The 7,579-nt window shown below is 74.0% G+C and carries 6 protein-coding genes; 5 read left to right on the top strand and 1 reads right to left on the bottom strand.

Features of this window, described 5'->3' with window-relative positions:
* Nucleotides 1–164: 164 nt before the first annotated feature.
* Nucleotides 165–2,627 carry an ABC transporter family substrate-binding protein gene (locus tag ABTZ17_RS35295; protein WP_352199901.1) on the bottom strand — a complete coding sequence of 821 codons (2,463 nt, stop codon included), beginning with the start codon at nt 2,625–2,627 and terminating at the stop codon, nt 165–167.
* 363 nt (nt 2,628–2,990) lie between these two features.
* On the opposite strand from ABTZ17_RS35295, the gene ABTZ17_RS35300 reads away from it, so the two are divergent.
* The 5 genes from ABTZ17_RS35300 to ABTZ17_RS35320 all read left to right on the top strand — a co-directional run.
* On the top strand, nt 2,991–3,239 hold the full coding sequence (locus tag ABTZ17_RS35300; RefSeq protein WP_352199902.1) for an Rv0250c family protein: 249 nt from the start codon (nt 2,991–2,993) through the stop codon (nt 3,237–3,239).
* Between the two features lie 67 nt (nt 3,240–3,306).
* On the top strand, nt 3,307–4,128 hold the full coding sequence (gene sdhC / locus ABTZ17_RS35305; RefSeq protein ID WP_352199903.1) for a succinate dehydrogenase subunit SdhC: 822 nt from the start codon (nt 3,307–3,309) through the stop codon (nt 4,126–4,128).
* Nucleotide 4,129: 1 nt separating this feature from the next.
* Nucleotides 4,130–6,037, top strand: a complete 1,908-nt coding sequence (locus tag ABTZ17_RS35310) for a fumarate reductase/succinate dehydrogenase flavoprotein subunit (protein WP_352199904.1) — start codon at nt 4,130–4,132, stop codon at nt 6,035–6,037.
* Nucleotide 6,038: 1 nt separating this feature from the next.
* Entirely contained in the window at nt 6,039–6,818 is a 780-nt protein-coding gene (locus ABTZ17_RS35315; RefSeq protein WP_352199905.1) for a succinate dehydrogenase/fumarate reductase iron-sulfur subunit, read from the top strand.
* 87 nt (nt 6,819–6,905) lie between these two features.
* A partial coding sequence (locus tag ABTZ17_RS35320) for a serine/threonine-protein kinase (RefSeq protein WP_352199906.1) occupies nt 6,906–7,579 on the top strand: 674 nt, incomplete at its 3' end.

Here is a 7,579-nt window from a genome sequence, read left to right on the forward strand (position 1 = left end):
TCCGTGGGGTTCCGGCGGGGTGTGGATTGGGGTCCGGGCCGTCGTCCGCGGGGTCCTGCGAACTGCGGTGCTGCGGGTCAACGGGTGTCACCGACCTTGCCCGCCGGGGTCGCCGGCGGGCAAGGCAATTGAGCGAGTTCTGAGCTTGGCCGGCCGCTCCGGGGTCAGCCCCGGGCCGCCCCCTTCTTCCCCGCACCGGCGGGCTTCAGCCAACCCATGTCCTCGTAGTGCGGGGTGCCCAGACCGAAGGCACCGGCGTTGACCACGCCCGGCTTGGCCGCGACGAGCTCGGGCCGCTGGTAGAGGGGGATGGATCCGGCCGCCGCCCAGATCCGGGCGTCCGCCTTCCGCATCAGTTCCTGGGCCTCTTCGGCGTCCAGCTCGCCGAGCGCCTGGTCGAAGAGCTGGTCGATGTGGTCGGTGCCCACCCGGGTGTAATTCTGTTCGACGAGCAGCGAACCGTCCGCCGCCGGCTCCGGCTTCGCGTAGATCGGCCGGGCGTCCGTGGCCGGGAAGGCCGTGGCGGGCCAGGAGTACAGGGCCAGGTCGTACTGGCCGGAGGCCACGTGGTCCTTGAAGAAGGAGTCGTCGGCCACCCGCGTCGTCTCGGTGTGGATCCCGACGCGCTCCAGCATCTGCGAGATCCGGTCCCCCACCGCGCGCAGGGCCTCCGAACCGGGCCCGGCCGGCAGGACGAACCGCAGGGTCAGCGGCTTGCCGTCCTTGGCGAGCAGGTTCCCCGTGCCGCGGGCCCGCCCGGCTGGGGCCTTGGCGGCCCCGGCCTCCTTGGCGTCGGCCCGCTCGGCGGCCTCCTCCTCGGCGGCGGCGCCCGGGCGCTTGCCGTCCTCGCGGTCCCCGAGCCCGTCCAGGGTCTCGGCCTGGGCCAGGAGCGAGCCCTCCTGCTGGGCGGCCAGCGGGGCCGGGGCCATCACGGCCCGGCCGCCGGCGCGGTCGGAGGCGGTGTCGGCGTCGACGATCTCGCCGTCGGCCCCGGGCAGGGCGCCCTCCGGCAGCTCCGCCGCGCGCGGCCCGCCCTCCGCGGGACCGGCCCCGTCGTTGACGGCCCGCAGCCCGGGCGCGGCGGCGTTCTTCCCGTCCGCCGCCGCGTCCGCGGATCCGGCCGCGGCCCCGGCCCCGTTCTTGCCGTCGTCGCCGACGATGTACAGCCCGTCGTCGCCCGTGCCGTTGCCGGCGCCGCTGCCCGCCTGGGGGGTCTTGCCGTCGTCTGCGGTCCCGGCCTCGGCACCCGCGCCGGTGCCCTCGCCGGCCCCGGTCAGCGCACCGCCGCGGCGCCAGCCGGCGTCGGCGAGGAGGGCCTGCGCGGCCTGGGTGTCCTGGGCGCCCAGCGCTCCGCTGCCGTCCGTGTAGCCCGCCTGTCCGGCCAGGGCCAGGTGGCTGCCGACCGGCTTCACCGGCAGCCCCAGCGGCTTCAGCACCAGCTCGGCCAGGGCCTCCCGGTCCAGGGCGCGGGCCACGGCCCGGCGGACCCGCTCGTCGCTCAGCGGGCCGGAGGCTCCGTTGAGGGCGAGCTGGGTGTAGGCGGGCTCCAGGGACTTGCGGACCCGGTACCCGGCCAGCGCCGCCTGCTCGGCCGCGTACGTGCGGACCGCGGCGGCGTTCCGCTTCCGGGCGGCCTGCTCCACCTCCGCCTTCTCCTCGGCGGAGCCGTGCGCCACCGCCCAGGACATCAGGGCCTGTCCGGTGGTGCGCCGGGCGCCCGGACCGTGGGCGAGCGGGGCGCCGGCCGCGCCGCGCTCGGCGTCGCGGGCCGCCAGGGCGATCCGGTCGGCCCCCGTGCGGTCCACGCCGGCCAGGTCCACCCGGCCCGCGGCCAGGGCCGCCGCCCGCTCGGCCCGCGGCACCGCCGTCAGCACCAGGGTGTCGAGCTTGGCCGGGCGGCCCCACCAGCGGGGGTTCCGCGAGAGGGCGGCCGTTCCGGTCTTCTTGTCGATGGCCCCGAGGGTGAAGGGCCCCGCCGTGACCTTGAGGGCGCCGCGAGCCCCTTCGTTGAAGGCGTCCGGGGTGCCCGTGACCTGCTTGGGGTAGAGCGGGCTGAACAGCGACCGCCAGTCGGCGTACGGCTTGGCGAAGGTGACCCGGACCTCCAGGTCGTTGCCGCCGCGCTCGATCTTCTCGATGCGGTCGTATCCGGCGTTGCGGGCCGTCCAGTAGGCCGAGTCCTTGCCGTTGAGGGCCCGCCACTGGGCGACGAAGTCGGCGGCGCCGATCTCCCGGCCGTCGCTCCACACCGCCTGCTGGTGCAGCTTGTACAGCACGACCTGCTTGGGCTCGGTCTCGACGACCTCGGCCTTCTCCAGGTAGTCCGGGTTCGCCACGGTCCGGCCGCGGGAGTCCAGGGTGAACAGGGCGGGCAGGACCGCCCCCGCGATCCGGGAGGTGGTCGCGTCGGCGTCCGCCTGGAAGGTGTTGAGGGTGTCGGGCAGCGAGTCCACCGCCCAGCGGAGCACCCCGCCGTCCGCGACCCGGTCCCGGGTCACCGCCCGGATGTCCTGCCCGGCCGCGGCCGGGCCGCTCTCGTCCCCGGGGGACCCGCAGGCGGCCAGCAGCGGCAGCGCGAGGACGCCCGAGGTGAACAGCGCCAGTGATCTGCGCCTTCTCTGGGACATGGAGGGACCTCCGGGAGCGGGACCGTGATGATCACGAATGGCGGTATATGGAGCTGATCACACTGGTGACGGGACCCACTGAAGGCGACCGCCCGCCCCGCCCCCCGCACCCGGGCCGCGCCACGCCGCGAACCCCACCCGTGCGGACCAACACCCGCCGGCCCCGCCGCACCGCACCGCGCGCCCCGTCCGTCCCCCGGGGCACGCCGGTGACGCGCCGGGACGCGGTGCGCGAGGGGCGCGCGTTCCGGCCGCGCACGCCCGCAATCCCTGCACGTCCCTTCACAACCGGGGGCCCCAGGCGCGACACTCTCAGGCGCACATGCACGCCGCCGCCGCACCCCGCGGAAGTGAGGGCACGTCATGTCCCTGCACGACGAGTTGAACGCCGTACTGCACCGGCTCGACGATCTCGCGGCCAAGGTCGAACGACTGGAACGCGCCGCAGCAGCAGCTCCCCCGGCCCGCCCCCCGGCGGGCGCCCCGCCCGGCATGGTCACCGTCCCGGAGACCCCCTACGACGGCGCCCTGTGGACCGACGCCGACGACGAGGGCCTCGGACGGCCCCCGGGCCCGGCCCGACCCGGACCCCGCGGCCGCCGCGCGCCCTGAGCCCGCCCGCCGCCGCGTCCGGCCCGCCCCGCCCCTCTCCTCAGCCCACTCCTCGACGGAGTCCCCCTTGGCCACAGGAACGGAACCGACCGCCGGCACCGGCGGCGTGCACAGCCCCTCCCGCGCCGCGATCCCGGCCCGCCACCTGCGCACCGACCGCTGGTGGCTCTCGCCCGCCGCGACCGCGGCCGGGCTGCTCGCCTTCATCGCGTACTCCACCTGGCGGGCCTTCGCCAACGCCGACTACTACGCGGCCCCGTACGTCTCGCCGTTCTACTCGCCCTGTCTGGCGGAGAACTGCGTCCCGATGCGGAACGGCCCCAACTGGGAGCTGTTCGGCAGCTGGTGGGGGTTGTCCCCGGCGCTGCTCATCCTGGTGTTCCCGCTGGGCTTCCGGCTGACCTGCTACTACTACCGGAAGGCCTACTACCGGGGGTTCTGGGCCTCGCCGCCCGCCTGCGCGGTGGCGGAGCCGCACGCGAAGTACTCCGGCGAGACCCGTTTCCCGCTGGTGCTGCAGAACCTCCACCGGTACGCCTTCTACGCCGCGCTGCCGGTGGCCGCCATCCTCACCTACGACACGGTGCTGACCTTCCGCGACGCGGACTACGTCTGGGGCCATCTGGGCCTGGGCGGTCTGGTCTTCCTCGCGAACACCGTGCTGATCTGGGCTTACACCCTGTCCTGCCACTCCTGCCGGCACATCATCGGCGGCCGGCTGCGGCACTTCTCGAAGCATCCGGTGCGGTACCGGCTGTGGGGCTGGGTGGGCCGGCTCAACTCCCGCCACATGCAGCTGGCCTGGGCCTCCCTGGTCTCCGTGGCCGTCTGCGACCTGTACGTCTACCTGCTCGCCACCGGCGCCTTCACCGACCCGAGGATCTTCTGACATGGCCCAAGTCGACCGCCAGCAATGGGACGTGATCGTGGTGGGCGCGGGCGGTGCCGGCCTGCGCGCCGCCATCGAGGCCCGGGAACGGGGCGCCCGTACCGCGGTGATCTGCAAGTCCCTGTTCGGCAAGGCGCACACGGTGATGGCCGAGGGCGGCATCGCGGCGTCCATGGGCAACGTCAACGACGGGGACAACTGGCAGGTCCACTTCCGGGACACCATGCGCGGCGGGAAGTTCCTGAACCAGTGGCGGATGGCGGAGCTGCACGCCCAGGAGGCCCCGGACCGGGTCTGGGAGCTGGAGACCTGGGGGGCGCTCTTCGACCGCACCCCGGACGGCCGGATCTCGCAGCGGAACTTCGGCGGCCACGAGTACCCGCGGCTGGCGCACGTGGGCGACCGGACCGGCCTGGAGCTGATCCGCACCCTCCAGCAGAAGACGGTCGCCCTCCAGCAGGAGGACTTCGCGGAGACCGGCGACCACGAGTCCCGGCTGAAGGTCTTCCAGGAGTGCACGGTCACCCGGATCCTCAAGGACGGGGACCGGGTCGCCGGGGTGTTCTGCTACGAGCGGGAGTCGGGCCGCTTCTTCGTCCTGGAGGCCCCCGCGGTGGTGCTCGCCACCGGCGGGATCGGCAAGTCCTTCAAGACGACCTCGAACTCGTGGGAGTACACCGGGGACGGGCACGCCCTGGCCCTGCTGGCGGGTGCCCCGCTGCTGAACATGGAGTTCGTGCAGTTCCATCCGACGGGCATGGTCTGGCCGCCGTCCGTGAAGGGGATCCTGGTCACGGAGTCGGTGCGCGGGGACGGCGGGGTGCTGCGCAACTCCGAGGGGAAGCGCTTCATGTTCGACTACGTCCCGGACGTCTTCAAGGAGAAGTACGCCGAGACGGAGGCCGAGGGCGACCGCTGGTACGAGGACCCGGACCACAACCGGCGGCCCCCCGAGCTGCTGCCCCGGGACGAGGTGGCGCGGGCCATCAACGCCGAGGTGAAGGCGGGCCGGGGCTCCCCGCACGGCGGAGTGTTCCTGGACGTGTCCACCCGGATGCCCGCGGAGCGGATCCGGCGGCGGCTGCCGTCCATGTACCACCAGTTCAAGGAGCTGGCGGACGTGGACATCACGGCGGAGCCGATGGAGGTCGGCCCGACCTGCCACTACGTGATGGGCGGGATCGCGGTGGACTCGGAGACCGCGGCGACCCCGGGGGTGCCGGGGCTGTTCGCGGCCGGGGAGGTCGCGGGCGGCATGCACGGCTCCAACCGGCTGGGCGGCAACAGCCTCTCGGACCTCCTGGTCTTCGGCCGGCGGGCCGGACTGCACGCGGCCGCGCACGCCGCCGGCGCCGCGGAGCGGCCCGCCGTGGCGCAGCGGGAGGTGGACGCGGCGGCCGCGGAGGCCCTGGCCCCGTTCCGCGCCGAGGACGGCACGGAGGGCCCGGCGGAGAACCCGTACGCCCTGCACCAGGAGCTCCAGCAGACCATGAACGACCTGGTGGGGATCATCCGCCGGGAGCCGGAGATGGCGGAGGCCCTGGAGCGGCTGGCCGCGCTGCGGGTCCGGGCCCGGCGGGCCGGGGTGGAGGGGCACCGGCAGTTCAACCCCGGCTGGCACCTGGCCCTGGACCTGCGGAACATGCTGCTGGTCAGCGAGTGCGTGGCGCGGGCGGCCCTGGAGCGCACCGAGAGCCGGGGCGGGCACACCCGGGAGGACTGCCCGGAGATGGACCGGCAGTGGCGCCCGGTGAACCTGCTCTGCCGTCCGGTGCTGCCGGTACCGGAGGACCCGGCGGCGGCCCGGATCGCGCTGGAACGGGTCCGGACCGATCCCGTCCGTCCGGACCTGCTCGCCCTGTTCGAGAAGGAAGAACTGGTCAAGTACCTCTCCGAAGAGGAGCTCTGAGATGAGCGCGTACGAGGCGAGCTTCCGGGTGTGGCGCGGGGACGCGACCGGCGGGGAGCTGCGGGACTTCACGGTCGAGGTGCACGAGGGCGAGGTGGTCCTCGACATCGTGCACCGGCTCCAGGCCACCCAGGCCGCCGATCTCGCGGTCCGCTGGAACTGCAAGGCCGGCAAGTGCGGCTCGTGCAGCGCGGAGGTCAACGGGCGGCCGCGGTTGATGTGCATGACCCGGATGTCGGTGTTCGACCGGGAGGAGACCGTCACGATCACCCCGCTGCGGGCCTTCCCGGTGGTCCGCGACCTGGTGACGGACGTGTCCTTCAACTACGCCAAGGCCCGGGAGGTGCCGGCCTTCGTGCCCCCGCCGGGGGTGGGACCGGGCGAGTACCGGATGCAACAGGTGGACGTGGACCGCTCGCAGGAGTTCCGCAAGTGCATCGAGTGCTTCCTGTGCCAGGACACCTGCCACGTGGTCCGTGACCACGAGGAGAACAAGCCCGCCTTCGCGGGGCCGAGGTTCCTGATGCGGGTGGCGGAGCTGGACATGCACCCCTTGGACGCGGCCGCCGAGTCCGGGCTGGACCGCAAGCGCACCGCCCAGGAGGAGCACGGCCTGGGCTACTGCAACATCACCAAGTGCTGCACGGAGGTCTGCCCGGAGGGCATCCGGATCACCGACAACGCCCTGATCCCGCTGAAGGAGCGGGTGGTGGACCGGAAGTTCGATCCGCTGGTGTGGCTGGGCAGCAGGATCGGGCGCCGGACCGACCCCGGCCGGTAACCCCGCGTTCAACCGCCAGGACGGCCCGCGCGGTACACAATGCCCCCTGGAAACATGTCGGTTGACGACACGCCAGGGGGCATTGCGGTGCAAGCGGGGGAGCTGCTCGGAGAGCGGTACCGGCTCGACGCGCGGCTGGGCCGGGGCGGCATGGGGGAGGTGTGGAGCGGCCGGGACCTGCTGCTGGAGCGTCCGGTGGCGGTGAAGGTGCTGCTGGACACGGTGACGATGGAGGAGGCCGTGGTCCGCTTCCGCCGGGAGGCCACCCTGGGAGCCCGCCTCCAGCACCAGGGGATCACGGTGGTCCACGACGTGGGCCGGCAGGCGGGTCCCGACGGGGACCGGCTGTTCATCGTCATGGAGCTGCTGGCGGGCGAGGACCTGGCGGCCGTGCTGTCCCGCGCCCCGCACGGGCTGCCGGTGGCCCGCGCGGTGGACCTGGCCCTCCAGACGGCCCGGGCGCTGGCCGCCGCGCACGAGCGGGGCGTGGTCCACCGCGACCTGAAGCCGGCGAACCTCTTCCTGCTGCCCGGGGACCGGCTGAAGATCTGCGACTTCGGGATCGCGCACTCCGCGGACGCCACGGCGGGCATCACGGTCACCGGCCGGGTCTTCGGCACCCCCGCCTACATGGCCCCGGAGCAGTGGCGCGGGGAACGCGTCGACGCCCGCTGCGACCTGTACGCCCTGGGCTGCGTGCTGTACGCGCTGCTGACCGGGGAACCACCCTTCGGCGTGGCGGAGCAGGCGTTCGTCCTGCT

Origin of the sequence: Streptomyces sp. NPDC097619 (assembly GCF_040302735.1) — a bacterium.
GTDB lineage: Bacteria > Actinomycetota > Actinomycetes > Streptomycetales > Streptomycetaceae > Streptomyces.